Origin of the sequence: Nisaea acidiphila, assembly GCF_024662015.1 — a bacterium.
In the GTDB taxonomy this organism is placed as follows: Bacteria; Pseudomonadota; Alphaproteobacteria; order Thalassobaculales; family Thalassobaculaceae; genus Nisaea; species Nisaea acidiphila.
Map to the genome: position 1 here is coordinate 2002413 of NZ_CP102480.1, position 25911 is coordinate 2028323.

Sequence of the window (25911 nt, forward strand, 5' to 3'; positions counted from 1 at the left end):
AGGAGAGTCCCATGCGCACGTCCTTGCTTGCACTGACCACCGCCGCGACGCTGGCCCTCGGCTCGCAGGCCTTCGCCGCCGGCGAACTGAACATCTACAACTGGGGCAACTACACCAACCCCAAGCTGATCGAGAAATTCGAAAAGACCTACGACGTCAAAGTCACGCTGACCGACTATGACTCGAACACCACCGCGCTGACCAAGATCGAGGCCGGCGGCCACGGCTTCGACATCGTGGTGCCGACCGGCAACTACGTGCCGATCTATGTCGAGAAGGGCCTCCTGCTCGAGAGCCGTCCGGACCAGATGGAGAACTTCAAGAACCTCTCCGAACAGTGGAAAGACGTTCCCTGGGATCCGAAGCGGCACTACACCGTTCCGTGGCAGTGGGGCACCACCGGAGTCGCGGTCGACACCTCCGTCTATGGCGGCGATATCAATACCTCCGCCATTTTCCTCGACCCGCCGGCGGAACTGGTCGGCAAGGTGAACGTCGTTCCGGAAATGAACGACATCATCAACATGACCCTCTTTTATGTCGGCGGCGAGCCCTGCACGACCGACAAGACGGTGCTGAAGAAGGTGCGCGACACGCTCGTCGCGGCGAAGCCGAAATGGCTCTCGATGGATTACGGCACCACCGACAAGCTCTCCAGCGGCGAGTACAAGGCGACCGTGAACTGGAACGGCTCGACCTTCCGCGCCCGCCTGAACAACCCGAAGGTCGCCTACGGCTATCCGAAGGAAGGCTACCCGCTCTGGATGGACGCGGTCGCGATCCTGAAGGACGCCAAGAACGTTGAGAACGCCAAGCTGTTCCAGAACTTCATCATGGAGCCGGAGAACGCCGCGCTGATCTCCGCCTTTGCGCGCTACGCCAACGGCGTCGAGGGCTCGGCGGAATTCCTGCCGGAAGAGATGAAGACCGCGCCGGAAATCGTGACGCCGAAGGAACTGCAGGCCGCCGGCAAGTTCCTGCCGACCTGCCCGCCGGCCTCGCGCGATCTCTACACCGCGATCTGGACCGAGCTGCAGAAGTAAGCGCTCGCGTCTGAACGAAAAACGAGACGGCCCGGGTAGCGACTTCCGGGCCGTTTTGCGTTTTCTCCATACTTCAGGCCGGCCTCTGCTCCGTCTCCTTCCACGAGATATCGAGAGGCGCCAGCGCGGCGAGATACTCCTCGAGAGCGATCAGACCGACGCATGGCATCGCGCCCGAAGCTCCAAGCGATTTCACCGCCAATTTCCGCGCCAGCAGGATCGACGGAATACAGGGTATGTTCGGGCCATCGCCGGAGCGGGCGACCAACTCCAAGGTGAGCGAGGTTTCTGCGCCCGCCTCATCGGTGCCGCTCATCGTCATATGGAAGGCGGAGGCGTCGGAACCGAAACGGTCGAACAGGTTCGAAGCTTTGAGCAACAAGGGCGCGAGCGGGACCAGGCTGCGGACGAGTCCGAACCGCACCAGCCAGGAAAGTCCCCAGAGCCCGAGATGGGAAAACGGCACTTCGAGCCCGGCGCGGAACCGTATCGTCCGAAGGTCCGGATAGCGTTCCGGAAAGAGCTCAAGATCGGGGATGTCGCAATAGCCGAGAAGCCGGGTCCCGAGATCGCCATAACGGCGGGCCGTCAGTCCCTGCCAGCCATGGACAGTCCGCCGGGACCCGTCGATCAGCGTGGTGAAGGGGCGCCCGACATAACCGAGGATCGCAGTCGTCGTCGCCAGACCGCGCCCGGTGCGCTGCGCCGTCGCGATCGCGTAGTCCAATCTGGTGAGGCAGGAAAACCGGGACCGGTAATGGTCGGCAATGGTGGAGGTCAGGCAGGGAACCGAACTCGCCCCGCTGACGACGGTGACACCCTTCGCTTTCGCCACCCCGTCCAACCTGCCGATCCCGGTAACGAAATCGCGGCCGTCGGCGAGGTCAATGTAGTGACAACCGGCCTCGATACAGGCTTCGGCCACCGCATAACTCTGCCCCTGAAATGGCCCCGAGGTGTGGATAACGATATCCGGCCGGATCCGCGCCAGCACCGGGCCGAGAGGTTCCGTCACATCGATCTGTTCCGCTTCGGCGGCGGGTAGGCTTTCGGCCAGGTCCCGAGCCTTTTCGAGCGACCGGCCGGCGACGATTACGGTCAGCCCCTCATCTTCGGAGAGGTTGCGGCAGATGAAACTGCCGAAGGTCCCGTAACCGCCGAGAACAAGAACGCGCGTACTCACTCCTGTATCTCCTCGAAGACGCCCGCCTGCACGAACATCGGACCGAGGAGGACATGATCAATATCGATGCGGATGCGGAAGCGCCCCGCGCCCTCGTTGATATGCATGAGATAGGTTTTGCCGGGGGAAAGCAGTCCCGGCACCGGAATGCGCACGAAACCAAGATCCCAGAAATAGCCGTCGCTCTGGAAATGCAGGTTCCCTTCCTTCTCGAAGACGAGCAGCTTCATGCCGAGGCCGAAACCGACATATTCCAGGACCTCCCCCCGCGTGCTCCTGCGCATGAAGGAGGTGAACTCGACCAGCTCTCTGCCCGGAAGGTGATAGATGCGGTGTTTATAGATCGCGGGGTCGCCGGGCTCCGCATAAACTTGGATGTCGACCGGCACGTTCGTGGCGCTATGGGGGATCAGCGCGCCCCTGATCAATGGCCTCGTCAGGAAGCCGAGCAGCTTTCCAGCGAACGAGCAGGAGAGTTCATCGAGAATGCCGCGATAACGAAGCGGTGCTCCCGGTTCGGGATTCTTCTCGAAACGCTTCTGGATATCCGGGTGGAGGTTCGACCACTTGTCCCCCATGACCTCCCGAAAAAGCTCACCTTCCGATCTAAGCGCAACAGAATCGAGTGGCATTACCCATCCTCCACGAAACTGAAGCGGCCACGATATTCATAGACCCGGCCCCAGAGCGGATGGGTGATCTGCGTCATCATTTCGAAACTGTCCGTATCCACAGGAACCTCCTCGGCCTCGTTCCGCCCCAGCAGCAGGCCGAGCGGCAGCGGAACGTGGCACCCGAAGAGCCGGATCCCGTAGCAGCGGTGGGCAAGGATCACCTTTCCGTTGCGCCAGGCGTAGCGGCAGCGCCAGAAAAACCCGTAACGCATGACTTCCACGACCTCACCGCCGCCGAGATGGAGCATGCGCGAGCGGAAATGATAGTCGCCGTCGTCGAAGCGGAACCGTCGGTCGAAGACGAAGGCCGCGCTGCCGGGATCGCTTCTGAATGTCACCGACACCGGCACACCGTGATCATTGCGGGCCGGTATCTGCCCGAGAGCGGAAAGCAGCGGCGCCAGCAAACGAACCGGACCGGCACTGACGACGTCGAGCGCACCTTCGACCCGGGTGGCATCATCGGAAAACGGGCGGTTCGGATAATGCCTTCGGATGACCGGAGGAAGGCGCTCCCAGTCGTCACCGAAAACCGAAGCGAAGATCGGCCGACTGGCATCGCTGGGCTTTCCCAACCCGTCAACGTCCCGCAAAAACAGCAGGGCTTTTCGAGCGCCGCGCAGGATGGCATAGGCCATCTCCGAGGCCTTGCGGGAGCGGTGCAGCAATCGGGCAAGCTTCGTCAGCACCTGGCCGGGATCGCCGTAGCGCGCGAGAAAGAGCGTCGCTTCGGCTCCGTAATAGAGACGCCCGTCCGCCTCGATCAGCATCCCCTTGTCAAGATCGAGGCCTTGCTCTTCCGCTGTTCGGCAAAGCCGGTGCGCCTGCATCGTCCTTGCGTCAACAAGCGCAAGCGTGCCGTGCTCCGTTCTGAGCGCCATCGCCTGAGCGACTGACCGGCATAGCGGACATGCGCCGTCATAGACCACCGAAACGCCGGCGGATATCGGCTCACCGTTCATGTCGCCTGCCCCATCCGGTTCAGCATTTCAGCCATCGACATGCGCCAATCGAGATCTACGAAACCGACTATAATTAGCGCGCGAATATTCTGCGCCGGATCAATTGTCGCACACTCCACAATGGACACTTGAATAATGCCGGTCACCGGCAGCGCATTGCGAGATCCGGCGTCTCGCTCATATTGAGCCCTCGTCACTTCGGGTTGACCCGCGCGCGATTTCCGATATGAAAACGTCCGAAATCCTCTTCTTCGATATATGTCCGTTGCTCAACGGGTCCGCTTATCGAACGAACCTTTCGACAGACGCAGAAGACCGATCCTTAAAGGAGGAAACCATGAAGCGTTGGATCCTGGGCGCCGTTGCCGCGGCCGCTCTGCTGGCTCAGCCTGTGCAGGCCGTTGCCGAGACCACAATCCGGGTCACCCTGCAGCTCCCGGAGAAGCACTCCCTCGGGCAGAACTGGCTCGCATTCAAGAAGATCGTCGAGGAGAAGTCCGGCGGCGACCTGCAGGTGCAGCTCTTCCCGTCGGCGCAGCTCTTCAAGGACAAGGAAGTGCCGGGCGCCGTCGGCTCCGGTGCGATCGAAGCGGGCTCCGCCTTCATCGGCCGCTTCGCCGGTTCCGTACCGACCGTCGACGTGGTCGCGATCCCCTTCATCTTCGACAGCGAGGCCCATGTCCGCGCCGCGGTCGCGCCGGACAGCGCGATGCGCAAGGAGCTCGACAGCGCCATCCTGAAGGAAACCAACAACCGGATCCTCTGGTGGCAGGCCTACGGGCTCAACGTCTATCTCGGCAAGGACGCGGCGATCGTCGAGCCGGGCGACCTCAAGGGCAAGAAGGTCCGGACCTACGGCAAGATCCAGGGCTGGACCGTCGAGGCTCTCGGCGGCGCACCGACCCTGATGTCCGGCTCCAAGCAGTTCCTCGCCTACCAGCAGGGCGCGGTCGATGTCGGCATGACCGGCGTCTCCGGCGTGAAGTCCCGCAAGCTCTACGAGGTGATGGATCACCTGACGCTGACCTATGACAGCGCCATCGAGTTCGTCGCGGTGATGAACAATGACGTCTACGAGGGTCTCTCGGACGCCAACAAGAAGATCGTCAACGAGGCCGCCCGCGAGGTCGAGCAGCAGCTGCGCGACCAGATCTTCGCCCAGCAGGCCGAAGCCGTCGAGGAAGCCCGCGGCAAGATGAACGTGGTCGAGCTGACCGACGCCCAGCGCGCCGCCTGGAAGAAGGCGACCGCCGGCATCGTCGACCGTTTCGTCAAGGAAAACGGCGGCGCAGGAAAGGCCGCCGTCGCCGCGGCCCGGGCCGCGGCGCAGTAAGCACCGAAACGATGCGCGGGGGCGGGGCGACCCGCCTCCCGCCCTCTTGCGAATTCAGGCGAAGAGACCCGTCATGATCCTGAAGTGCATCGACGCGATATCCGAGTTCACCGGCAAGCTCTGCGCCTGGTGCCTCGTCGCCGTCGGCTTCTTCATCACCTTCGAGATCGTCATGCGCTACGTCTTCAACGCGCCGACGATCTGGGTCGACGAGGTCAGCCGCATCCTGCAGGTCTGGGTGGTCTATCTCGCCGCCGCCTACGTGCTGAAACACCGGGAGATGGTGACCATCGAGCTGATCCTGCGCAATCCGCGCAGCCTCTGGCGCAAGCTCGCCGAAAGCCTCGCCATCCTGGTCATGTTCCTGTTCGCCGGCGCGGCGATCTATTTCGGCTTCGCGCTCTGGCTGCACGACACGCTCGCGGGACACACCACCGACACCTACCTCGCCCCGCCGAAATGGTTCACCCATGCCCCGGTCTGGGTCGGCAATGCGCTGCTGGTGCTGCAGGGCCTGGCCCAGCTCGTGCGGGTCTGGACCGAGGAACTGCCGGAGGACGACATCCTGGAAGGCGCGCACTGATGGAAGCCTTCCTGATCCTCGCGGCACTGGTCGCGCTGCTGCTGCTGCGCACCCCGGTCGCCTTCGCGCTTGGCGGGCTCGGCGTCATCCTGCTCGCCCTGAAGGGCCTGCCGATGGTCGCGGTGCCGCAGCGCCTGCACGGCTCGATGGACAGTTTCGAGCTGCTTGCCGTGCCGATGTTCCTGCTGATGTCCAACGTGCTTCTGAAAGGCGGTGTCGGCCGCGATCTCTATGCCGCGGTGCAGAGCTGGGTCGGACACTGGCCCGGCGGGCTCGGGGTGGCGACGATCCTCTCCTGCACCCTCTTCTCGGCAATCTCCGGCTCCTCCGTCGCCACCGCTGCCACCATCGGGACCGTCGCAATCCCGGAGATGATGAACCGCGGTTACGACCGGCGCTTCGTCTTCGGCATGCTCGCCGCCGGCGGCACGCTCGGGATCCTGATCCCGCCCTCGATCCCGTTGATCATCTACGGCGTGGTTTCCGAGACCTCGATCCCGACCCTGTTCCTCGCCGGCATCGGCCCGGGCCTGTTTCTCGCCGGGATCTTCACGCTCTACGGCATGGCCTATGCCCGCCTCTCCGGCCACTATCAGCCGGTTGCGGCCGCGCCATGGCGGGAGCGCGGACAGGCCACGCTCGGAGCGCTGCCAACGATCCTGCTGGCAACCGCGGTCGTCGGCTCGATCTATCTCGGCATCGCGACGCCCTCGGAAAGCGCCGGGCTCGGCTTCGTCGCCGCGCTCATGATCACCTTCGCCATGGGGCGGATGGACTGGCCGATGCTGAAGGAGGCGGTCGAGGCCTCGCTGAAGACTTCCGTCATGGTGCTGATCATCATCGCCGGCGCAAAGGTCTTCTCCTACGCCATCGCGCTTTACCTGATCCCCCAGACCATCTCCTCGCTGCTGACGGAGAGCATTTCCACGCCCGCGCTCTTCATGCTCGCGGTCGGCGCGGTGCTGCTGGTCATGGGCTTCTTCCTCGAGAGCCTTTCGATGCTGCTGATCATGGTTCCCGTGATGCTGCCGGCCGTGCTCAACATGAATATCGACCCGGTCTGGTTCGGCATCTTCTTCGTGGTGCTGATCGAAACCGCGCTGATCACGCCGCCGGTCGGCATGAACCTCTTCGTGATCCAGGCGGTCGGCAAAGCACGGCTGGAGGATGTCGCCCGCGGCGCCATTCCCTTTGCCGGTTTCATGCTGGCAACGGCGGCGCTGCTTTGGTTCTGGAAGGACCTCGCGCTCTATATTCCCTACCAGCTGATGCGCTGAGCAGAAAGCCGGCCGCCCCGCTCAGTCGGGCTGCGAAACCGCGCCGTAGAAGAACCGGACTTCCTGGCTCGGCTTGCCGAAATGCGCCTCGAACACGTCGAAGATCTGGCCCGAGCGGTAAAGCTTGCTGAGCGCCCGGTCGATCAGCAGGCGGAAATCCTCGTCGCCGCGCCGGATCGCCAGCGCGTAGGGCTCCAGCGTGTAACTCTTCTGGGAAAACTCGAACTGGCCCAGTTCCCGCTTGCGGATCAGTCCGGCGAGGATTGCGCGGTCGGCGAAATAGGCATCGACGGTACCGGCCGACAGCCGCCCCATGCCTTCGTCATGGCTGGCGACCGTCTCGATTTTCACCCCCTCGATGCCGGCGATCGGGCTGCGGCTCAGCCATGCCTCCGACGTCGTTCCCTCTCGGACGGCGAATGTCCGGCCCTGCAACGCACTCGCAACGACGGTCCGCGAGGCGTTCGCCGGGCTGTTTGTCAGCAAGACTTCCTTCAGCAGGTCCGGGGCATCCTTCCGCACGGCCACGCCGACACCGGTGATAAAGGTCGGGATCGAGAATGCCACTTTCTCCCGTCGCGCCAGGGTTATCGTCGTCGCGCCGCAAAGGACGTCGATATCCCCCGATGCGAGTTTCTCGAACCGGTTCGAGGCATCGACCTGAACCACCCGGCCCTTCAGTTCGGCCACGCCCAGCGCATCTACCACGACGTTGGCGATCAGACCGCAAAGATCGACGCTGAATCCCTTCAGGGTCGAGCCCTCCTTGACCGCGAAGGGCGGCGCATCGGTACGCACACCGAGCGAGATGGTCTTCGCCATCATGATCTTGTCGAGGACAGCACCCGCGTCGGCACGGGACGCCGTACCGGCAATTGCCAGCAGAGCAAGAAGCGGCGTAACCACGCCAAGGCGAAAGAATCTCATGAATTGGCCTCCGGAAGCGCGGCTCGGACACCGCTACTTTACATTGAAAAAAAGCACACGCAAGGGACGGCCGCTTCAAATGAGCTCGGACACCTCCGTCCAATAGAGGAAACTGTATGACGGACCGAATTGTTCCTTCCGATCCGGTCCCCGGCGATCGAAATGCACGACGCCGATCAGCCGGTCGACGAGCTCGCCGTCCTCCGACAGCGGAAACAGGACCCGCCTTGCGATGCGTGGAACATTGTCGACGGTCAGATGAAAGGAACCGTTATAGCAGACGAGCCTTTCCGCCGCGGCACGCTCCCAACGCCGCTCTGTATACTCCGCGTAACCCGGCTCGAAGACCTGGTCCGCAGTCTTGCCTTTGAGATGTCCTCCGAGCATGCGGTCCAGATCCTCACCGACCAGATGATAGGCAAACCGGCCGGATTCCACTCGGGAAAGTATGAAAATACGAGACAGCGCCCACGGAAAATCGACCGGATCCATGTCCCGCCAGCGAGGCAAACCGCGCTCGTGAAACTTGCAAAGCCAGTAGCGTGCGAAATCGGCCAAAAGCGGCGGCGCAGCCTCCGGAAAAATCTTTTCCAGCCCTGCTTCGACCCGGGCAGTCAATGGCACTCTCCATCGGAGCCGGTCACGGACAATAGCCCGGCTTCACCGCTACAGCCATCGTTTTGCCCGGATCAGGTTGTTTCGGCCGCGGCAGGTATGCCTTCGGCAAGCCAGGCAACCGCATCTTCGAAATCCAGAAATGCCCGGCGTTCCTGCGGGAACTGTTCAATCCGATAGACCGACCAGAGGCGTGCGAGAAGCATGGCGCTCCGGTCCGCGACAAGACTCGCGGATTTCGCGCTCAGGCGCCCGGGATAACGCTGAAGCACAAAGTTGGTCACGACCATCTCCCGCGTCGAGTAGCGCGAGAGGTCAGCTTCCCTAAGGTCCCAGAGAACAGGACCTCCGCTACCGTATTCCGGGTAGCGATCCAGGACTTCGATGCCTTTTTCGACGGCTTCACCGGTGAGTGCTTCCTGAATGTCAATCTTCAGGAATACAAGGCTCTTATGGACGATACGCCTCGTCTGGATCACGGTAAAATCCATGTTTTTTTTATCAGATTAAATGCACCTAATGGTATGCGCAACGCGGTTTGAAGATTTTTTTTGGAAAATTCTAAAACACTGTCTGGCGCCGGCGACGCACGATCATCCGCCCGCTTCGATCATCGGGAACCGGATCGTAACAGTGACGCCGTGTCCGGGCGTACTCTCGCACCGGACCGTTCCCTTGAGGACCTGTGTCACAAGATTGAACAGGATATGCATTCCGAGTCCGCTGCCGCCCTGGCCGCGTTTCGTCGTGAAAAACGGATCGAACACCTGCTTCACGACCTCACCCGACATGCCCTGACCGTCGTCCGCATAAGTAAACTCCAGCAAGCGACCGGACCGTGCAATCGTGATGGAAATGGCGCCATGGTCGCGGTCCGAAAACCCGTGAATGACCGAGTTCATTATGAGATTGGTCAGAATCTGGGCTATCGCGCCGGGATAACTTCGGAGGACAAGGTCGTCCGGCCCGTCGATCGAGACGGTAACATCCTCATGCCGAAGCTGTGGGCTAAGACTGTCGACGATGTCCTGAAGGTACTCGATCAGATTGAAGACCCGTTCCTCCTCGCTGGTCTGATCCACCGCAATGCTCTTGAAGCTGGAGATCAGCTTCGCGGCGCGGGCAAGATTTGCATCGACGAGTTTCATTCCCTCGGTGATCCTCGAGAGCGCGGCTTCGAACGCGCTCCTCTTCAGATTTCCCGTCGCGAGACCATCGATCAGCGAACTCGCCGAGCTCGAGACGGTGGTGCTTGCTGTGACGCAGATGCCGATCGGCGTATTCACCTCATGTGCGATCCCGGCGACCATGGCTCCCAAAGATGCAAGCCGTTCCGACTCGATCAGGCTCTTCCGGGCCTCGTAAAGTTCCGAGATGTCGGTCGTCGCACCGACATACCCCTCGAAAACTCCGTTCTTCCATAACGGGATGGCGTTCAGGCGGTAATGCCCCGGGGCCCCTGTGACTTTGCGCGCGATTTCATAGTCCCGGATCTGTTCGCGATTGGCGTAAGCGCTCAACAAATCCCGGCTCGCCTCTTCGGAATCGCCGACCTTTTCGTGATATTCCTGCAGCGACATGCCAATCAGATCCGCTGCCGGGAGATCGACGGGATTGGGGAAATTCTCCGACAGATAGGTGAAGCGCAAATCCGCGTCGCACTCCCAGAACCAGTCCGCAGAAGCATGGGCAAGAATACGGAAACGGCGCTCGCTTACCCGCAATTCTTCGGTCCGCTCAAGTACGGTCTTCTCAAGGCTCGCTTTCGCGATCTCCAGAGCGCGTTGCGCCTCTATCAGGTCCGATACGTCGTATCGCAGCACTCCAAGGCCCTGAACGACGTCATCGCGGTCGACGATCGGAAAGCGCGAGATAAGCAAGTGCGCCGGCGTCCCATCAGGGCCGGCGCGGGAAATCAAGGCGTCATCTCGCTGGCGCTGCGCCATGAGGCGAAGCTCCTGCGCCGTTACATCGCCGGTAAAATCCTCGATGCCCATCATCTCGAACATCTCGGCCGTGCTGCACCCGACCACCTCTTCTTCGGTCATGCCGATCTGCTCAAGCGCCACCTGATTGGCCCGGACAAGCCGGGTCTCCCGGTCGCGTATCATGATCCCATGAGTGAAATTGTCGAACAGGTTGCGCAGCAGATCTTCGGCTTCCTGATGCCGCCGTTCCAATCGGCGCTGCTCCGTCACATCCTGCCGCAGAAGAATGATGCCGCCCTGCGGTATCCTGGTCTCGTAGGTTACGCAGACGCTATCCCCCAGGAACTGCTCGTGCGCAGTTCCGGTGGCTTCCTCGTGGATCCTCATGCGATCCTCTATGAAGCGCTCGCGTTCGTCCGGTCCGACACCCGCAACCATCCCGCTTCCGACCACCTCCGAGAAAATCTGCCGGAAACTGACCCCGACAGCCCGGTCCGGGTCCCCTCGGAATGTCGACGTGTACTTGACGTATTCCTCGTTGCAGAGAACCAGCCTGTCCGACTCGTCGAAAACAGCGAAGGCGGCCGGCATTGCCATGATCGCCTCACGAAGAATTTCTTCCAGACGAGTCGCTCGCGCACGCTCGGCATCCAGTGCCGCCTCCACACGCCGTCTCAGCTCACGTTCAGCCTGTCGCGTTCGAATTGCCAACCCGATCGTGCCGACGACGGCGCCCGCCGCGAGGCAGACCGGAACGATCAGCATCCCACCGGAAACCGGCCCATCGCCGCTCGCCACCGCTACGAGCACAGCGAGCAAAGCAATATTCGTGCAGCAAACGAGGATTGCGACCATGAACATCGTTGCTGCCCCTCAGCACCGAGTGGGAAACGCCCCTCTCCCGGACGGTGCTACCTTATCAGATGAACGGAAACTCACGAATCTCGCGAGACCGTCCCGGACGACGCGCCATCGACACGTTTCAAAGCGGTTAGGTGACGGAAATATTCCCGAATCTGAAGCCACGGCAACTTGCACGTGAGATACATAGCAACGAGGACGCTCTCAAGCCGGCCACGCTTGAGGTCCCAAACAAGTTGTCGCCCCCAAGCCAGGCTCACCAGAACAAAAACCTGATAGTTCACGTCAAGAAACGTGCGTGGAGTGCCATACGTGACGGCGCGCCTCCAGTGCAGGTAGGTCTGATACTTCCAATAAGTGTTTGCGAGCGACCGAAGTGTATCGCGCCGCAGATGATTGACATAGGCCGACGGAATATACCTGAGCTTGGCATTGGGAACGTTCTTGTAGATCTGCTTGCAGATCTGGAAATCCTCCGCATTGGTACGGAGATATGCCGGGTAGCTTCCGGCCCGCACCAAAACATGGCGGCGAAAGAGAGTGTTCGCTCCGTAAAGGAAGCGCGGATTGTCGACCCGGTTCTGCCCGTAATGCTGAGCCATATGATAGGTTCGCCAACGATCCGCGATCGTACCGAGTTCCGTTTCCTGAACGCCTCCGGCGACACCGCACAAATCCGGGTCCCGTTCCATTTCCTCGACGAGAATTCGCAACCAGCGAGGGTCGGCCGCACAGTCGGAATCTATGGACGCGATGAGCTCGCCTTTGCTGAACCTGACGCCCGCATTCCGGGCCGTCGCGAGCCCTTTATTTCCCGGAAACTTAACGAGTTTCACACCCGGATACCGCGTCGCGATCTCGACCGAGCGGTCGGTGCTTCCATCGTCGACGAGAATGATCTCGTCCGGTTTGCGTTGCTGGGAGATCAATGAAGCGATGCACGCGCCGATCGTTCGCTCGGCATTGAAGCACGGGATGTAGACAGAGACCGTAAGTGACACAGTTTGGACCCGAAAAAAGACTTGGGGAGAGCTCTCAGATCTCGCCGAACAAAAAGCCCAGAAGAGCGAACCGGCGTCCTTTGCGCATGTGCAGAACCTCGTGCAGCAGAGAGCACGAGAACACGATCGCGGCGCCTGCCGGGGGTTTGTAGGACTGCTCGCTGAATTCCGGGAACCAAATCTCGCCGCCCTCATACTGATCAGAGTTCAGATTGATCGTCACCGCGAACCGGCGATAGGCCGATTGCGGGCTGGAATTGTCCCGGTGACCGTGTGCTTTTCCACCGCGCTCACCTTCGTAACAGGCGATCCGATAGCGTTCGTGCTTGGTCACCTTGTAATGGAAGGCCTTGTGGATCTCCGGCAGCAGCCGTTTTGAAATCCGCTCGTCGATATAGTTCTGGGTTTCGGGATTGATGACCCAATGATCGATCCGGTCGCCGCGGCCATAGTCCGGAATCCGCATCTTGCAGTCGGTTGTCCGGTTCTGAAGTTTGTTGTGCCCCGGCTCGACGAATTCCTGACCCTGCATGGCATAGACGCTCATCAAATGGGTGCAGTCCGCCGGGCTGAAGACATCCGGGACGAGCAGAACCGGCGGATGCATGCGGTAGGGCTGTTCAGCGCGCAAAGCCGACTGCGCGGCGAGCACGTCCAAAACGATCCCGGCATGGCCAGGCCTGTCCGCATTGAGCAAACGCAGAACATGACGGTTCGGTGAGACAAGAACCGTCTTTGGGCCTGCGCTAATCGGACGGCCGAAGGGCGCCTGCTGCCCAAAGGCCGCAAATGCCTTGCCTTCGGGATCGAGCAAGACCGAACCGGCATCCGCTTCCAGCTTAGGCGGTTTCTTTCCGGCCGCGACGAAGTATGCGCGAGCCCCGTGCTTCTCCAGCCGCTCCTTCGCCGCGACGAATTCTGCGGCCGCCGCACTGTTGGCTTCCGGATCGTGGCCCAGCAGCACGAAAACGTTGAAGTCACCCGCCACCGAGTCGTCGATGAGATTGAATTCGCCGCCGCCAAGCCTCGGTAAGGCGACCGGCGGGGCGATATCGCCCTGTTCAAGGTTTCGGCTCAAGACTGCCGACGCAAGTGCCATGACCCATCCTCTCGGTATCCACGGTGCCCGTAAATGTGCCCATTCAAATATGGAAAGCAAGAGTGTTCCGGAACGCAAACGGGCCCGCCAGAAGCGGGCCCGTGCAAGAAGTCTTGTTATGTCAGATCGCTCAGCTCGCCTTGGCGAAGAGCTCCGCGACATATTCCCAGTTCACCATGTTCTCGATGAAGGCCTTCACATAGTCCGGGCGACGGTTGCGGTAATCGATGTAGTAGGAATGCTCCCACACGTCGCAACCAAGCAGCGCGGTCTCGCCATAGGCCATCGGGCTTTCACCGTTCGGCGTCTTGGTGACTTTCAGCTTGCCGTCGCTGCCCATCGCGAGCCAGCACCAGCCGGAGCCGAACTGGGTAACGCCGGCCTCGATAAAGGCGGCCTGGAAGTCGGCGACCGAACCCAGATCCTCGATGATCTTCTTTTCCAGCTCGCCCGGAATGGCGCCGCCGCCATCCTTCTTCATCATCTGCCAGAACTGCACATGGTTCCAATGCTGGCTGGCATTGTTGAACAGACCGGCCATCTTTTCCTTGTAGGCGGTCTGCACGATCTCCTCGAGGGACTTGTCCTCGAGACCGGTGCCTTCCAGCAGCTTATTGCCGTTGGTCACATAGGCCTGGTGATGCTTGTCGTGGTGAAACTCAAGCGTTTCCTTCGACATGTACGGCTGAAGCGCTTCGTAATCGTAGGGAAGGGCAGGCAGTTCGAGGGCCATTTCGCTCTCCTGTTCTCGAATGTGATTCCGCCGGGATCCGGCAGGCCAAAGGTGAAAGCCGTTAATTTTTCGCCGATGTGCGCCAGATCCCTCGTGAACGTGACTTAATTCACATTCGCCGAAATGCAAAGGGAAGAAAACTGGACAAACAGGGGACGGACCCATGCAATAGGGTCAAAAATCGGGGGATACCGGGAATGCTGCTTGCCGAGATAACCGACACGCATCTGATGGATGGCGGGCTCCCGGCCTACGACAATATCGACACGAAGGCGTTTCTGGAGGCCGCGGTCGAAACATTGTCGGGTTTGACGCCGAGACCCGATGCCCTGCTTGTCGCAGGCGACGTTTCGGACGACGGGACCTCGGGCTCGTACCGGGTTTTTCGGGACATCGTCGGCCGGCTCGGCCTTCCGACCTATGTCATACCGGGAAACCACGATGCCCGGGAGAACATGCGCTCCGCCTTTGCCGCTGACGGTTACCTGCCCGCCGACGGGCATCTCGATTACGTCGCCGAGATCGGTCCTCTATCCCTCGTCGCTCTCGACACTCTGGTCGAGGGAGAGGTCTTCGGTGTCGTGGAGCCGGAACGCCGCGTCTGGCTGGAGAACGCCCTCCATGGGACAGAGGGGCGCCCGACGATCGTGATGCTGCACCACCCTCCTTTCATTACCGGCACCAAGATGGACGAGATCGGCTGCCGCGACGGCGACAGCATCGCTGCCGTGATCGAGCAGTTCGACAATGTCGAGATCGTTCTGTCCGGTCACTTCCACCGCTCGGTGCATCGCCGCTGGGCCGGTACGACCGCGAATATCTGCTCCTCGACCGCGCATCAGGTCGGCCTGAACCTCGCGCACGAACCGGGCTTCAAGGTCTATATGGAACCGCCGCAGGTCCAACTGCTGCACTGGCAGGAAGAGACGGGGCTCGCCGTCCATCAGGTCCCCGTCGGAACCTTCGAATGCGTACATGCGAGCGAATAGGCGATCTCAGAGGAGACTTTCGCCACGAACCTTCGATACCAATAATTTCCAGGACATGGCACATGGCCACAATTTGCAAGCGCTTCCTCGCGACAAGTCTTCTGATCTGCTTCTCCCTCCTCTGCAGTACGCTGCTCTCCCACAGAGCAGAGGCAGAACCGGGCGCGGAAAAGCGCGCTGCGATCGAGGCTCTCCTTGTCGAAACAGACGCACTCAAGCTTGGAGCGGAGATAGGAAAGCAGCTGATCAACGGCATAAAACCCGTATTCAAGAAAGCCGTACCGAACATCACGGACGAAGCTCTCGACGTGGTGGTGGAAGAGACGCTTTTTTCGGTTGAGAAAGCGCAGTCCGGCCTGATCGATCAGTACGTTCTGATCTACGACCGCTATTTCGAGGCGGACGAGATCGATGATCTTCGGGTTTTCTACAGAACACCCACCGGAAAGAAATCGCTCAAGGTGATGCCTCTGCTCATGCAGGACGCTGTGCAAATCGGTCAGACTCTCTCGAAAGACGTCATGCAGGACGCCATGCCAAGGATCGTGGAACGTCTTGAGGCCATGGGGTACAAGGTCAAGCAAAAGTAGGACGGGCAAACCGTATTCTCGAACAGGCGCGATCGCCTCGCTGCCAAGCCGTGATTGCCGCTGGCGCCGGAGGGTGTAAACTCCGGCGCCATGATGTCCCGATATCCCCTCGATCTCACTCGCCGCAAGCCGAATATCTACGGCTTCAGCGGCCTCGACCGCAGCGCCCATCTCCGCGAGGAGGAGGGCTGGCTCGAACGCCTCGTGGGCGAAGAGAGCACCCGTCTGGTCCCGGTCTGGCGCAGCCGCTCTCTCGTGGCCGGCGCGGACAGCGAATCCCCCGCGGCCTCGCTGCTGAGCGCGCGGGAGTTCACAGTCCTCGTCGAGCGTTCGGAGACCGTGATCTTCCTCGGCAACAAGGACGGCGAAGCGCATGTCGCGGTCGACCTCTCCGCGCTCGAAGAGAAAGAGGCGGCGGACCTGGTCAGCGGCGCCGGCGAGTTCATGGACCTGCGGCAGGTCGGACCGGTGCTGGAACGGTTCGACGGCTCGATCCTCGCCTATGCCCGCGGCCTGATGCACTGGCACCAGAGGCATCGCTACTGCGGCGTCTGCGGCGCCTCGACCCGAATTTCGAAAGGCGGTCACCAGCGCAATTGCAGCAACGAGAGCTGCCGCGCGCCGACTTTTCCGCGCACCGACCCCGCGGTGATCATGCTGGTGCATGACGCGGCCGGAGAGAAAGCCCTGCTCGGCCGCCAGGCGGTCTGGCCGGAAGGGCGGTACTCGACGCTCGCGGGCTTCGTCGAGCCGGGCGAGACCCTGGAGGAAGCGGTCGCGCGCGAGGTCTACGAGGAGACCGGCGTCGAGGTGCGCGATGTGCGCTACCACTCGTCCCAGCCCTGGCCCTTCCCGGCCTCGATCATGCTCGGTTTCCATGCCGAGGCGAAGACGAGCGAGATCTTCCGGCGCGACGACGAGCTCGAGGACGCGCAATGGTTCAGCCGGGAGGAGCTCCTGAATTTCCGCGCGCTCGGCAAGGGCCTGCCAAGCAAGGACTCCATCGCCCGGCGATTAATCGAGGACTGGCTCGCGGGCGAGGTCTGACGCCGGTCAGGCCGTTTCCGGTTCCCCGGCCGCCAACTCGTCCATCTGCACCGCGAGATCTATGTCGAGCATCGTCAGCCCACCCGCATCATGGGTGCTGAGGGTCACGTCGATCCGGTTGTAGACATTGAACCATTCGGGATGGTGATCCATCTCATCGGCGATTTCCGCGACCGCCGTCATGAAGGCGAAGGCCGTTTTGAAATCGGCGAAACGGTATTTCCGCGTGATCGCGTCCCGGCCCTCAGCAAGGCTCCAGTCGGGCAGGCCAGCGAGAGCCCGGTCCCGATCCGGGCCGGTGAGTTTCTCCATCATGTCGGCGTCCCCCAACGTTACGCTTCCATGCTAGCGCATTTCCCGCGCGCCGGTTATAGCCATGGCATGGCTCCGATGACCGAACCGCCGACGCTGGACGATATCGAACGGCTCGCCCGCGAGGCGTTCGCGACGATCCCGGACGGTCTGCGGGTGCAAACCGGCGACGTCACCTTCCTGGTCACGGAGTTCGCGGAAGAGGACGTTCTGGACGAGCTCGGTGCCGAGAGCCCGTTCGAAATCCTCGGCCTCTATGCCGGCGTGCCGTTCGGCGAGGCCTCGACCATGGCCAGCCCCTCCGACCTCAACCGGATCTTCCTCTACCGCCGACCGATCCTCGATTACTGGTGCGAAACCGGCGAGGACCTGCAGTCCATCGTGCGCCATGTCCTGGTGCACGAAATCGGCCATCATTTCGGGTTCTCCGACGCCGACATGGAAGCGATCGAAGCCGGCGCAGACTGACCTTTCACCGGGCGGATTGTCGCAGGCACACAGACCTCCTTGTGTTGCCTTCTAAAAGATATATTTTATATTCACCTTTAAGCGAAGGGAGACCTCGCATGAATACCGAAGCCATACGCAGTGCGCCCGGGAGACGGGCGGAGATCCGTGCGCAGGCCGAGGCACTCGGCGTGAACGAGGCCTATATCGACCTGCTGGTCGAGGTCTTCTACCGGCGGATCCGCCAGGACGAGGTTTTGGGCCCGGTCTTCGCCCGCCGGATTTCCGACTGGAGCCCGCATCTCGCCCGAATGAAGAGCTTCTGGGGCTCGGTCGCCCTTAACAGCGGGCAATATTCCGGCAAGCCCGTCCCCGCCCATCTGGCGCTGAAGGAAGTGCGCAGCGCCCATTTCGAACGCTGGCTCGCCCTCTTCCAGGCGACCCTGGAGGACACGGCGCCAACCCCCGGCGCGGTCGCCTATTTCATGGAACGCGCCCAGCGGATCGCCACCAGCCTGCAGCTCGCCATGTTCGGCGTTCCGGAGCTGCGCGGCGACAGGGGAGAGCCGCAATGATCCTCCTGAAAACCGTCACCATGCTCGCGCTTGCCGGCGCTGCCGGCTTTTTCCTGATCTATCTGACGGCGCTCGAAACCGGCAGCCGGGAGGATCGCCGTCTCGGCCGCGCCTCCTTCCTCGACGAGACCGGAAGCGCGCTCACCGTCGCCGCCCGCTCCGCCTTCTTCGCCTGGATCGGGTTCCTCGTCCTGCTGACCCTCTTCGACGCGGTCGGCTGAAAGGAACGGACAATGAAAAATCGCCTCCCCTTCTGGCGCCGCTTCGGACCGGCCCTGCTGCTCTGGATCGCTGCCCCGTTCCCGCTCTATCTCTGGGCCGGGATCGCGCTTGCCTGCGGGCTCCGATGAGCACCGGAACGGGCGCCCGCCCGGCATTGCCGCCAGGTGCCCAGCATTACAGCAGCTCGCCGCGCTTCACCGAGGTCACTGTGCCGGCCAAACTGACCGGGCTGCACCGCACCAAGCCGGGGGTCTGGGGCCGCCTCGTGGTGGAGGAGGGTGCGCTTACCTTCATCGAGCCCGGACCGGCGGAATATACGGACCGCCTCGCCGCCGGAGAGGTCGAGGTCATCGCGCCGGAGCGCCCCCATCGTGTCGCGGTGGACGGGCCCGTAGTTTTTCTTGTCGAGTTCTACCGGGAGTAACGGTGTCATGCGGCTCAATGTCCAGACCGACTATGCCCTGCGCCTGCTGATGCATCTGGCGGTCAATCCGGATCGGCTAATAACCATTCGGGAGGCTGCGGACCGGTTTTCCGTCTCCAAAACACATCTGATGAAACTCGCGAATGCGATGAGCCATGAAGGCTTCATCCAGGCCGTGCGCGGCCGCTCCGGTGGACTTCGTCTTGCCCGGCCGGCAGGCGAAATCCGGGTCGGAGACGTGGTGCGGCGGATGGAGAACGACTTTGCCGTGGTCGAATGTTTCCAGGCTGGCCGCGGCGAGTGCCTGATCACGCCCGCCTGCCGCCTGAAAGGCGTCCTGAACCGCGCTGTGGAAGCGTTTTTGGCGGAACTCGATGCCTGTACGCTCGAGGATTTGGTGCGGGCCAACGAACCCCTGCGCCTGATGCTGGCCTGACGCCCTGCGTCAGTCCAGTTCGCGGCCGAGCCATACCGCCCGTCCGGTTTCCTGTTCAGGCGGAAGCGCAATCGGCCGGAAGCCCGCGCGCTGCCAGAACGCGAGACCGCCCGCGTTACCGGGATTGACCCCGACATGAACCGAGGAGGCACCGGCCGCCCTCGCCCGGGAATACCAGGCCTCAAGCAGCCGCGTGCCGATCCCGCGGCGCTGCAGGCGCGGCAAGAGGTTCATATGCAGATGCCCGGGATGACCGGCCACGACGGCGTCGGGAATGACGCCCGCCGGATGATGGATGCGGTGCGCCCGTTTCGTATCCGCATCCCATCCGGGATCCACATCTCGGCCGGGATCCGGATAGCGCTTGCGCAGTTCCGGCCACCATTCGGCCTCCTGCCGGACTTCGAAGGCCCGTGTGTCAACGGCTCCGACCACATACCCGGCAACGCCCTCCTCGTCCTCCGCGACGATGCATAGCTCCGGCAGCAAGTTGGCGTAGGGGCCGACATAGACATGGCCGATGAGATCCGGGTCCCGGTAGAGATGCCGCGCATCCCCTCCGCCGTGGCCGGTCATCACCGAGACATGATAGAGCGCCGGAAGGTCGCCCTTCCGGTAGGTTCTGAGGCGAACAGACATGTTCAGCGCCGGCCGAAGAGTTTTTCGATATCGTTCAGGGAGAGCGAGACATAGGTCGGGCGGCCGTGATTGCACTGGCCGGAATGGGGCGTCGCCTCCATCTCGCGCAGCAGCGCGTTCATCTCCTCGACCGTCAGCCTTCGGCCGGACCGGACCGAACCGTGACAGGCGATCGTGCCGCAGATATGCGCGAGCCGGTCCTTCAGGGCCATCGCCTCGCCGAACTCCGTCAGTTCCTCGGCGAGATCGCGCACCAGCCCCTGCACGTCCGCCTCGCCCATCAGGGCAGGCACCTCCCGCACCACCACCGCGCCGGCGCCGAACGGCTCCAGCATGAGGCCGAGTTCGGCGAATTCCTCCGCCCTGGCGCCGAGACGGTCAACCGCGCCCTCGTCCAGCTCGACCACTTCCGGGATCAGCAGCATCTGCCGCTTGATGCCGTCCGCCTCCAGCGCCTTCTTCATGCGCTCGTAAACCAGCCGCTCATGCGCCGCGTGCTGGTCGACCAGCACGATGCCCTCGCCGGTCTGGGCGACGATGTAATTCTCATGCAGCTGCGCCCGGGCCGCGCCGAGCGGATGGCTCTGCAGGGCCGCGCTTTCCGGCAGCGGCGCCTCGGCCCGGGCCTGCGGCGCGACATCTTCCATCATGCCGCCGATCGGCGCCTGGAACGCCATCGCGGCGGCAGCCGCATCGCGCGGGACCTGCGGCTGCGCATAGGACGGCGGTTGCCACTGGTAGCGGGGCGCGGCGCCGGTTCCAAAATCCGTCGAGCGCCCGAGCGCGCCGAGCGCGGCATTGGAGACCGTCGTCGAGGCCCGGTGACCGGCGGCGGTCAGCGCATGTTTCAGCGCGCCGACAATGAGCCCGCGCACGAGACCCGGCTCGCGGAACCGCACCTCGGTTTTGGCCGGATGCACGTTCACATCCACCGCTTCCGGCGGCACCTCGAGAAAGAGCGCCAGCATCGGATGCCGGTCATGCGATATGAAATCCATATAGGCGCCGCGCACCGCGCCGTAGAGCAGCTTGTCCCGCACCGGCCGGCCGTTGACGAAGAGGAACTGGTGGCTCGTCGTGCGCTTGTTGATCGTCGGCAGACCGGCATAGCCCGAAAGCCGGATGCCCTCTCGCTCCGCTTCGATCGGCAGCGCATTGTCCTCGAAATCGCGCCCCATGACCGCGCCGAGCCGCGCCAAGCGGGCCTCGAAGAGGTCGCCGGACACTTCGTTGAGCCGCACGCTCGTCCGATTGCCGTCGCCGAGGGTAAAGGCGACATGGGGATGCGCCATCGCCAGCCGCTCGATCACATCGACGGCGTGGCTGTATTCCGTGCGCGCCGCCTTCAGGAACTTGAGCCGCGCCGGTGTGGCGTAGAAGAGATCGCGCACCTCGATGCGCGTTCCCTGACCGAGCGCCGCGGGTTCCGCCGCACCGACCCTGCCGCCTTCGATATCGAGGCTCCAGGCGCTTTCCTCCGGACCTGCCGCGGCCGAACGCGTGGTGATCGTCATCCGGCTCACAGCACCGATTGAGGGCAGGGCCTCGCCGCGGAACCCGAGGCTGGTGATATGGGTGAGATCCTCGCCTTTCAGCTTGGAGGTGGCGTGCCGCTCGACCGCGACCTCCAGTTCCTCCCGGCTCATGCCGACGCCGTTGTCCACGACGCTGATCGCCGTCCGGCCCCCGTCGCGCATAACGATGTCGATCCGGGTCGCCTCGGCGTCGAGCGCGTTCTCGACCAGTTCCTTCACCGCGCTCGCCGGCCGCTCGACCACCTCGCCGGCGGCGATCCTGTTGACCAGCCCGTCAGGAAGGCGGCGGATCCGCCCGATGCGCTCGTCGACCCGTTCCGCGACCGCGCTCACCCGGCCATCTCCGCGAGATAGCGCCGCGCCAGCACCTTGCCCTCTTCCACCGCCGGCTGGTTGAAAGCGTCGACCTCGAGCAAGTCGGCGGCGACCATGGTCTCCAGGAAGAAATGCATCATCAGCGCGCCGACGCTTTCCTCGTCCACGGCGGAGGCGCGGATGATGCGTGTGGGGCGGCCGTTCGCGATCAGCGTTTCCGCCGTCGCCCGCTGCTCCGCGTCAAGCAGGTCGCCCATGGTGCGGCCTTCGAGATAGGACAGCCCCTCGCCCATCAGTTCCGTCGCGTTGCCACCCACCCGGCCGCCGGTATCGGCAACATCGCTCTGCACGATGGTGACCAGCTTGTCCCGCGGTCCGTCGAGGAAAAGCTGCAGGGCGCTGTGCTGGTCGACCGCTCCGAGGGCACCGATGGGAGTCGTCCCGTTCCCGCCCTTGCCGAGGCTCTCCGCCCAGAGCTGGGTGTACCAGTCGCCGATCCGGTCCAGCCGGTCGCTATATGGCATCAGCACGCTCTGGGTAATCCCGCGCTCGCGCTGCAGGCCGATATTCACCATCGCGCCGGCCGCCGGTGCGCTCTCCTCCGGACTGCTTGCGTCCAGCGCCGCCCCGGTCACCGCAGCCGCGCCGCGCCGGATCGCTTTCGCGTCGAGCCCGACGATCATTGCCGGCAGCAGACCGTTGAGCGTCAGCCCGGAATAGCGCCCGCCGATATCCGGATCGTGGTCGAGGCAGGGACAGCCGACCGCCTCCGCGAACTGCCTGAGCGGCCGCGCGCCCGGTTCCGTGACAGCGATGAAGTGCCGCGCCGGATCGAGTCCCGCCTGCTTGAACGCATCGTGCAGGATCAAGGTCTGGCAGAGCGTTTCCGCCGTGCCGCCGGACTTCGAGATCGTAATGACCACAGTCCGTTCGAGCTCCACCCGCTGGAAGATCGCGGTGAAGGTTGCCGGATCGATATTGTCGAGAAAATGCAGCCGCGGCGCAGAAGGCGAGAACGCCGTGCCTTTCTCCGCCAATCGGCAGATCGTTGCCCCGCCGAGACTGGATCCCCCGATCCCGAGCACGATTACGTCCGCCGCGCGGCGTCGGATATCGTCCGAAAGCGTTTCGGCGAGTTCCAGGTCCTCCATGCGCCAAGGCAGGGAAAGCAGCGGAAGTTCGCCATTCTCCTTTTTTCGGCGAAGCCCTTCGAGAGAGGCTCCGGCAGCGCCCGAAAGCGCAGCGAAGGCGGCCCCCGAAAGGCCTCCGTCCCCGAGTTTGTCCTCGAATGTCGCGGAGAGATCGTGCCGGAGCGGCCCGGCCGCCAACTGAAACGCTTGCATGATAGGCGAATCTAGCATGGCCGGCGGGAAGGGACCACTCCGCGAACGCCAGATTCTAACGGGCGGGCGCTGTTCGCCGTCTCCCTCAGGAGCGCGGCTCCGGTACCGGCGCCGTGGGCTTCAAGTCCTTCGGCTGACCGACCACGACGAAGGTCAGCTCATCCGCAAGGAAGAGCCTTTTCGCAACCCGCTTCAGATCCTCCATGGTGACCGAATCGATCCGCTCCGGACGGCGGTCGAGATAATCGATCGGCCGCTTGTTCCGCTGCATCGAGACCAGCATCCCGGCGATTGGCGCTGAGCTGGTGAGCTGCATCGGGAAGGAACCGTTGATATATGTCTTGGCGTCCCGGACCTCCGCCTCGGTCGGCCCGTCCTCCGCCATCCCGGCCCAGATCTCGCGCACTAGCCGCACCGTCTCGGCAACCTTATCGTTGCGCGTCGAGACCCCGCCCATGATCATCTGCGCTCCGTTGAGCGGCAGGCTGTAGGCATAGATGCCGTAGGTCAGGCCGCGCTTCTCGCGGATCTCCTCGGTCAGGCGCGAACCGAATCCGCCGGCCATGATCTCCATCAGGATCGCGGCGGCGAAGCGATCCGGGTCGTCGCGCGGAATGCCCCGGTGTCCGAAAACGACGACGGATTGCGGCACCGGCTCCTCGATCACGAAGGTCTCGCCGACTGCGCTCAGCGTCGCCGCGTCCGGCGCTTCCGGTGCGGGCGTGTCGGGCAGGGCCCCGAAGGTCCGGTCCAGAAGGACACCGAGACGCTCCGGGTCGATATCGCCGACCACGCCGACTTCCATCGCGTCGCGGGTGAGCACCTTGTCTGCAAAGGCTTTCATGTCCGCAACCGTGATCCGGCCGATACTCTCGACAGTGCCAGCGCTGGGCCGGCCATAGGGATGATCCGGGAAAGCCGCCTGCCACCAGGTTCTCGACGCGATGGTCTGCGGCCGCGTGGCGCTCCGCTTGAGGCCGGAGACGATTTGGGCGCGAATGCGTTCGACTGGTTCGGTATCGAAGCGCGGTTCGGTCATGGCGAGGCGGAGCAGGTCGAATGCCTCGTCGGAATACTCTGTCAGGGTGCGCAGACGCGCGCCGAACCCGTCGCGCCCGGCATTGAAGCCGAGCCCGATGACCCGGTCCTCCAGACGTCTCCGGAAGGCCTCGCTGTCATATGGGCCCGCGCCCTCGTCGAGCAGGGCCGCGACCATATTCGCCAAGCCTTCCTTACCCTCGGGCTCAACCGCTGCACCGCCCTCGAAGGAGACAGAGAAGGTGATGATCGGGTTCTTGTGATCCTCGACCAGCCAAGCCTCAATACCGCCGGGGCTGACGACCCGCTGGATCTCGATCGCCTCGGCGCCGCCGGGACGCCCGAGGATCAGAAAGACGCCGAGCGCGATGCTTACCGCCCGCAAGAAAATGGTGGTCATGATGCTTTCCTCAGCTTGCGGGTTTCGGCCGCAGGACGCTGGTGACATGGCCCGGCTTTCTCAGCACCGCACGCGCCGCCTCCATCACCTGTTCGACGGTGACCGCACCGACCTCCTCGGGCCAGCTTTCGATCTCGTCGATTGTGCGGCCGACGGCGAGCGACCGACCGACGGAATGGGCAGGCGCCGTCACGCTGTCCCGCGCGTAGACCGCGCTCGCCTCCATCGCCTTCACCGCGCGAGCGACCTCCGCCGGATCGACGCCGTCACGCAGGATCGCCTCAAGCTCGCTCTCGACTGCCCTCTCCAGATCCTGAACCGTGTGGCCGTCCGCGGGCTGGCCATAGAACCCGAACGTCGCCGGACCGATGGTTCCACCGCCATAGAATGCGCCGACCGAAAGCGCCACCTTTTGCTCAATCACCAGTTCTTTGTAGAGCCTGCTGGTGGAACCGCCGCCAATGACCTCCGCGAGTACGGAAAGCGGCATGACATGCCGGCTCTCGCCCCAGAACCGGCTCGGCGCAAGCCAGCGCCGGGCCCAGCTCACCTGACCGGCGAGCGGATGGGTCAATTCCACACGGCGGGCGCTGATCTGTTCGGGTTCCGCCGGACGAATACGCTCCGGAACCGAACGGGCGGGAATCGCGCCATAGTACTTCTCCGCGAGCGGTTTCAGCCGCTCCATGGTGATATCCCCCGCGACGACCAGGATCGCGTTATTCGGAGCGTACCATTTGCGATAGAAGGCGAGCGCGTTCTCCCGGGTCAGCGCCTCGATCTCGTGCGCCCAGCCGATCAGCGGCCGTCGGTAGGGATAATTGAGGTAGAGCGCCGCGTCTGTACGCTCTCCCAGGAGGGCCGCTGGGCTATTGTCCACCCGCGAGCGCCGCTCCTCCAGCACCACCTGCCGCTCCGCCGCGACCTCGTCCGGATCCAGCGTCAGATTGACCATCCGGTCTGCTTCCATCTCCATCACCATCGGCAACTTGTCCGAGGCGATGGTCTGGAAATAGGCGGTGTAGTCGTAGCCGGTGAAAGCGTTGTCCTGCCCGCCATTACGCGAGACGGCACGGGAGAAGGCGCCCGACGGCACCTTGTCGGTGCCTTTGAACAACAGATGCTCGAGAAAATGCGCAAGGCCCGTCTCACCCGGCGCCTCATCGGCCCCGCCGACCCTGTACCAGACCATGTGGGTCACCACCGGTACCCGCTGGTCAGTGATCGCCACCACCTGCATACCATTGTCCAGCATGATGCTTTCGGGCTCGTAGACCTTAGCATCTGCATCGGCAACGCCGGCGGCGATCAGGAAACAGAAGGCGGCGAGGATCGGGACCGGGCCTCGCCCGAATGCCGGGCGTATCACGGGGCAATCTC

Annotated in this window: 28 protein-coding genes; 12 read left to right on the plus strand and 16 right to left on the minus strand. The window is 63.0% G+C overall.

Annotated features, from left to right (window positions below):
* Window positions 1–11: 11 nt before the first annotated feature.
* Entirely contained in the window at window positions 12–1043 is a 1032-nt protein-coding gene (locus tag NUH88_RS09230) for an extracellular solute-binding protein (RefSeq protein WP_257771601.1), read from the plus strand.
* A gap of 73 nt (window positions 1044–1116) precedes the next feature.
* Here the strand turns inward: NUH88_RS09230 and NUH88_RS09235 are convergent, their stop codons facing one another.
* Genes NUH88_RS09235 through NUH88_RS09245 form a run of 3 tightly spaced genes read right to left on the minus strand, consistent with a single transcriptional unit; the run spans window position 1117 to window position 3862 of the window.
* Entirely contained in the window at window positions 1117–2226 is a 1110-nt protein-coding gene (locus tag NUH88_RS09235) for a saccharopine dehydrogenase family protein (RefSeq protein ID WP_257771602.1), read from the minus strand.
* Entirely contained in the window at window positions 2223–2804 is a 582-nt protein-coding gene (locus NUH88_RS09240; RefSeq protein WP_257771603.1) for a DUF4166 domain-containing protein, read from the minus strand. Before NUH88_RS09240 ends, NUH88_RS09235 begins: the two co-directional genes overlap by 4 nt.
* Before the next feature lie 53 nt (window positions 2805–2857).
* Window positions 2858–3862 carry a DUF4166 domain-containing protein gene (locus tag NUH88_RS09245; protein WP_257771604.1) on the minus strand — a complete coding sequence of 335 codons (1005 nt, stop codon included), beginning with the start codon at window positions 3860–3862 and terminating at the stop codon, window positions 2858–2860.
* 337 nt (window positions 3863–4199) lie between these two features.
* On the opposite strand from NUH88_RS09245, the gene dctP reads away from it, so the two are divergent.
* From dctP to NUH88_RS09260, 3 genes are all read left to right on the plus strand, one after another.
* Complete coding sequence (gene dctP / locus NUH88_RS09250; protein ID WP_257771605.1) at window positions 4200–5195, plus strand: TRAP transporter substrate-binding protein DctP; 996 nt, start codon at window positions 4200–4202, stop codon at window positions 5193–5195.
* A 73-nt stretch (window positions 5196–5268) separates the two neighbouring features.
* Entirely contained in the window at window positions 5269–5778 is a 510-nt protein-coding gene (locus tag NUH88_RS09255) for a TRAP transporter small permease (RefSeq protein WP_257771606.1), read from the plus strand.
* Complete coding sequence (locus tag NUH88_RS09260) at window positions 5778–7055, plus strand: TRAP transporter large permease (RefSeq protein ID WP_257771607.1); 1278 nt, start codon at window positions 5778–5780, stop codon at window positions 7053–7055. Before NUH88_RS09255 ends, NUH88_RS09260 begins: the two co-directional genes overlap by 1 nt.
* A 21-nt stretch (window positions 7056–7076) precedes the next feature.
* Here NUH88_RS09260 and NUH88_RS09265 read toward each other — a convergent pair whose 3' ends face one another.
* The 7 genes from NUH88_RS09265 to NUH88_RS09295 all read right to left on the minus strand — a co-directional run bounded on the left by NUH88_RS09265 (window position 7077) and on the right by NUH88_RS09295 (window position 14219).
* Complete coding sequence (locus NUH88_RS09265; protein ID WP_257771608.1) at window positions 7077–7982, minus strand: amino acid ABC transporter substrate-binding protein; 906 nt, start codon at window positions 7980–7982, stop codon at window positions 7077–7079.
* Window positions 7983–8057: 75 nt separating this feature from the next.
* Window positions 8058–8600, minus strand: a complete 543-nt coding sequence (locus tag NUH88_RS09270; RefSeq protein ID WP_257771610.1) for a PAS domain-containing protein — start codon at window positions 8598–8600, stop codon at window positions 8058–8060.
* Between the two features lie 71 nt (window positions 8601–8671).
* On the minus strand, window positions 8672–9076 hold the full coding sequence (locus NUH88_RS09275) for a hypothetical protein (RefSeq protein WP_257771612.1): 405 nt from the start codon (window positions 9074–9076) through the stop codon (window positions 8672–8674).
* A 114-nt stretch (window positions 9077–9190) separates the two neighbouring features.
* Window positions 9191–11386 carry a PAS domain-containing protein gene (locus tag NUH88_RS09280; RefSeq protein ID WP_257771614.1) on the minus strand — a complete coding sequence of 732 codons (2196 nt, stop codon included), beginning with the start codon at window positions 11384–11386 and terminating at the stop codon, window positions 9191–9193.
* 74 nt (window positions 11387–11460) lie between these two features.
* Window positions 11461–12387, minus strand: a complete 927-nt coding sequence (locus NUH88_RS09285; protein WP_257771616.1) for a glycosyltransferase family 2 protein — start codon at window positions 12385–12387, stop codon at window positions 11461–11463.
* Window positions 12388–12421: 34 nt separating this feature from the next.
* Window positions 12422–13486, minus strand: a complete 1065-nt coding sequence (locus NUH88_RS09290; protein ID WP_257771618.1) for a 2OG-Fe(II) oxygenase family protein — start codon at window positions 13484–13486, stop codon at window positions 12422–12424.
* A gap of 130 nt (window positions 13487–13616) precedes the next feature.
* Entirely contained in the window at window positions 13617–14219 is a 603-nt protein-coding gene (locus NUH88_RS09295; protein WP_257771619.1) for a superoxide dismutase, read from the minus strand.
* A 197-nt stretch (window positions 14220–14416) separates the two neighbouring features.
* Between NUH88_RS09295 and NUH88_RS09300 the strand changes: the two genes are divergently transcribed.
* The 3 genes from NUH88_RS09300 to nudC all read left to right on the plus strand — a co-directional run bounded on the left by NUH88_RS09300 (window position 14417) and on the right by nudC (window position 16845).
* Entirely contained in the window at window positions 14417–15208 is a 792-nt protein-coding gene (locus NUH88_RS09300; protein WP_257771620.1) for a phosphodiesterase, read from the plus strand.
* Window positions 15209–15270: 62 nt separating this feature from the next.
* A complete protein-coding gene (locus tag NUH88_RS09305) occupies window positions 15271–15798 on the plus strand; it encodes a DUF2059 domain-containing protein (RefSeq protein ID WP_257771622.1) in 528 nt (175 codons plus the stop codon).
* 93 nt (window positions 15799–15891) lie between these two features.
* On the plus strand, window positions 15892–16845 hold the full coding sequence (nudC, locus tag NUH88_RS09310) for an NAD(+) diphosphatase (RefSeq protein ID WP_257771623.1): 954 nt from the start codon (window positions 15892–15894) through the stop codon (window positions 16843–16845).
* A 6-nt stretch (window positions 16846–16851) separates the two neighbouring features.
* Here nudC and NUH88_RS09315 read toward each other — a convergent pair whose 3' ends face one another.
* On the minus strand, window positions 16852–17160 hold the full coding sequence (locus NUH88_RS09315) for a 4a-hydroxytetrahydrobiopterin dehydratase (protein WP_257771624.1): 309 nt from the start codon (window positions 17158–17160) through the stop codon (window positions 16852–16854).
* A 75-nt stretch (window positions 17161–17235) separates the two neighbouring features.
* On the opposite strand from NUH88_RS09315, the gene NUH88_RS09320 reads away from it, so the two are divergent.
* From NUH88_RS09320 to NUH88_RS09340, 5 genes are all read left to right on the plus strand, one after another.
* On the plus strand, window positions 17236–17625 hold the full coding sequence (locus NUH88_RS09320) for a metallopeptidase family protein (RefSeq protein WP_308220093.1): 390 nt from the start codon (window positions 17236–17238) through the stop codon (window positions 17623–17625).
* 98 nt (window positions 17626–17723) lie between these two features.
* On the plus strand, window positions 17724–18179 hold the full coding sequence (locus NUH88_RS09325) for a group III truncated hemoglobin (RefSeq protein ID WP_257771626.1): 456 nt from the start codon (window positions 17724–17726) through the stop codon (window positions 18177–18179).
* A complete protein-coding gene (locus tag NUH88_RS09330) occupies window positions 18176–18400 on the plus strand; it encodes a hypothetical protein (protein WP_257771627.1) in 225 nt (74 codons plus the stop codon). Before NUH88_RS09325 ends, NUH88_RS09330 begins: the two co-directional genes overlap by 4 nt.
* A 125-nt stretch (window positions 18401–18525) precedes the next feature.
* Window positions 18526–18825: a TehB family protein gene (locus NUH88_RS09335; RefSeq protein WP_257771629.1), complete on the plus strand. Its 300-nt coding sequence runs from the start codon at window positions 18526–18528 to the stop codon at window positions 18823–18825.
* Between the two features lie 7 nt (window positions 18826–18832).
* Window positions 18833–19261, plus strand: a complete 429-nt coding sequence (locus NUH88_RS09340; protein ID WP_257771631.1) for an Rrf2 family transcriptional regulator — start codon at window positions 18833–18835, stop codon at window positions 19259–19261.
* Window positions 19262–19270: 9 nt separating this feature from the next.
* On the opposite strand, the gene NUH88_RS09345 is transcribed toward NUH88_RS09340, so the two are convergent.
* The 5 genes from NUH88_RS09345 to NUH88_RS09365 form a co-directional block, all read right to left on the minus strand.
* Entirely contained in the window at window positions 19271–19900 is a 630-nt protein-coding gene (locus tag NUH88_RS09345; RefSeq protein WP_257771633.1) for a GNAT family N-acetyltransferase, read from the minus strand.
* A 2-nt stretch (window positions 19901–19902) separates the two neighbouring features.
* Window positions 19903–21768: a DNA mismatch repair endonuclease MutL gene (gene mutL / locus NUH88_RS09350; protein WP_257771634.1), complete on the minus strand. Its 1866-nt coding sequence runs from the start codon at window positions 21766–21768 to the stop codon at window positions 19903–19905.
* Window positions 21765–23093 carry a phosphoglucose isomerase-related protein gene (locus tag NUH88_RS09355; RefSeq protein WP_257771635.1) on the minus strand — a complete coding sequence of 443 codons (1329 nt, stop codon included), beginning with the start codon at window positions 23091–23093 and terminating at the stop codon, window positions 21765–21767. The genes mutL and NUH88_RS09355 overlap by 4 nt, the downstream gene beginning before the upstream one ends.
* An 85-nt stretch (window positions 23094–23178) precedes the next feature.
* Window positions 23179–24531 (minus strand): M16 family metallopeptidase, encoded by a 1353-nt coding sequence (locus NUH88_RS09360; RefSeq protein WP_257771636.1) that lies wholly within the window; start codon window positions 24529–24531, stop codon window positions 23179–23181.
* Window positions 24532–24541: 10 nt separating this feature from the next.
* A complete protein-coding gene (locus NUH88_RS09365) occupies window positions 24542–25900 on the minus strand; it encodes a M16 family metallopeptidase (protein ID WP_257771637.1) in 1359 nt (452 codons plus the stop codon).
* Between the last annotated feature and the right edge of the window lie 11 nt (window positions 25901–25911).